This is a genomic window from Stenotrophomonas pictorum JCM 9942 (genome assembly GCF_001310775.1).
GTDB classification, from domain to species: domain Bacteria; phylum Pseudomonadota; class Gammaproteobacteria; order Xanthomonadales; family Xanthomonadaceae; genus Stenotrophomonas; species Stenotrophomonas pictorum.
On record NZ_BAZI01000363.1, the window covers coordinates 1 to 2629 of the forward strand.

Genomic DNA, 2629 nt, shown 5'->3' on the forward strand with positions numbered 1-2629 from the left:
CGCAGGCGGTCACGGGCCGCGCCCTCGCGGGCCAGCAGAGCCACCGGCCGAGCGCCGTTGTTGTCACTCGCGAACACGGGCAATCCCCAGCAGGTCATAGACATTGCGCATCAGATCCAGCTCCTGGTAAGGCTTGCCGAGATAGCGCTGCACGCCGATCTCGAACGCACGCTGACGGTGCTTGTCACCACTGCGCGAGGTGATCATCACAATCGGCACACTCTTGTAGCGCTCGTCGGCACGCATCGCGGTCGCCAGTTCGTAGCCATCCATACGCGGCATTTCGATATCCAGCAGCATCAGGTCCGGCACGCGCTCTTCCAGCAGCTCCAGCGCCTCGACACCATCGCGCGCGGCAACCACGTCGAAGTTGTTGCGTTCCAGCACACGGCTGGTGACCTTGCGCATGGTCAGCGAATCGTCGACCACCATCACCAGCGGCACATGACGCTGGCCCTGGGTTGCGACCACCTGCACCACGGCCTGCGGCTGGGTGATATAGCGACGCACTAGCGGTGCGACGTCCAGGATCACCACCACGTTGCCTTCGCCGGTGATCGTCGCGCCGTAGATACCCGGCACCGATGCGATCTGCAGGCCAACCGGCTTGACGACGATTTCGCGGTTGCCGAGCACCTGGTCGATCGCCACGGCCGCACGCAGATCACCGGCGCGCACCAGCAGCAGCGGAATCTGTGGCTGCCCTTCGGCCTTGGCCGCGGCCTGTCCGACCAGCGTACCCAGGTCGTAGAGCGTGAAGTCCTCACCGTTGTAGTGGTAACGGCTCTCACCGGACTCGAAGCGCTCGCGCGAAATCCGGCCAATACCGCTGACCGAGGCAACCGGCACCGCGAAGGTGGTTTCGCCGATACGCACGAACACGGCCTGGGTGACGGCAAGCGTCTGCGGCAGGCGCAGCGTGAACGTCACGCCCTGACCACGCACCGAACGGATGTCCACCGAGCCACCGAGCTGGCGGACTTCATTGCGTACCACATCCATACCGACGCCACGGCCGGCCAGCTGGCTGACCTGCTCGCTGGTACTGAAGCCCGAGGCGAAGATCAGCCCGTCTAGCTGCCCATCGTCAATATGTTCGCCGGCGACCAGCAGACCACGCTGCTCGGCGCGGCGGCGAATGGCCTCCCGATCCAGACCGGCGCCATCATCGGCCACTTCCAGCACGATTTCCGAGCCTTCGCGACGCAGGCGCAAGGTGATCTGGCCCTCTTCCGGCTTGCCGGCGGCCACACGCTGCTCCGGCGATTCCAGCCCATGGGCCACCGAGTTGCGCAGCATGTGCTCCAGCGGCGCGACCATGCGATCGAGCACGTTGCGATCCAGCTCGCCGTGGGTACCGTCCAGGCTCAGATGCACCTGCTTGCCGATATCCTGCGCCGCCTGACGCACCACGCGGCGCAGGCGCGGCACCAGACCATCGAACGGCACCATGCGCGCACGCATCAGGCCATCCTGCAGCTCGGAACTGACACGCGACTGCTGTTGCAGCAGCGAATCGTAATTGCGTGACAGATCGTCCAGCACGCCCTGCAGGCCGCCCAAGTCGGCGGCCGATTCGTTCAGCGCGCGGCTGAGCTGCTGCAGCGTCGAGAAACGATCCAGCTCGAGCGGGTCGAACGTGTGATCGGCCTGCTCCTGCTCACGACGGTAACGCGCCACGATCTGCGCTTCGGTTTCCAGATCCAGACGGCGCAACTGATCGCGCAGACGGGCGTTGGTGCGATCGAGCTCGGCCATGGCCCCGCGGAATGCGCCCAGCTGCTGTTCCAGACGCGAGCGGTAGATCGCCACTTCGCCCGCGTGGTTGACCAGGCGGTCCAGCAGATCGGCGCGGACACGCACCTGTTCCTGGCCACGCGAAGCGCCCTCCTCTTCGGCAACCTGCTGTTCGAACAGCGGCGCGGACAGCGGCTCGGCGGCGATGCCGGTATCGGCCACCGGCTGCGGCTCCAGCGGCTCCTCCAGCGCGGGCACCACCTGCGAGACAACCTCGTCCTGCACGGATGCCGGGCCATCGCTGGCCGGCACTGGCTCGCCCACCCACGCAGCCGGAGCGTCCGCACGGCCCTGGGTACGCGCATCGAAGGCCTGGATCAGATCAAACGGCATCTGCACCGCACGGTGTTCGCCGGTGCGGATCAACAACTGGTGTAGACGGTCGAAGCCACGTTCCAGCAGCTGCACGTCGCCACGGGTGATCTCGGTACGGTTGGCCGCGACCGCTTCCAGCAGCGACTCGATGCCATGGCCCAGATCACCGATGGCGTTGATACCGGCCATCCGCGCGCCGCCCTTGAGGGTGTGCAGGTCGCGCTGCAATCCCGCCAACAGTTCCCGGTCCTCGGGCGAGGCACGCAGCGCGCTGATCAGGCCATCGCAGTGGTCAAGCAGATCCTTGCCTTCCTCGACGAAGATATCGACCAGTTCGCGATCCAGATCATTGAAGTCCAGCGGACCGGCATCGATAGAAGCCGGCGCACTGCTGGTCCTTGGCGATACAGCCTCTTCCAGCGGCGCGGTGAGCGGTGCCAGAACAACCGGCGCTTCGGCTTCGGCTTCGGCTTCGGCTTCGGCTTCGGCTTCGGCTTCGGCTTCGGCTTCGGCTTCG

General features: G+C 66.0%; 1 protein-coding gene. It reads right to left on the bottom strand.

All coding sequences use genetic code 11. The annotated features are described in order from the left end of the window. Positions 1–63 precede the first annotated feature (63 nt). The coding region (locus JCM9942_RS13720; protein WP_157722933.1) for a hybrid sensor histidine kinase/response regulator at positions 64–2629 on the bottom strand (2566 nt) is incomplete at its 5' end.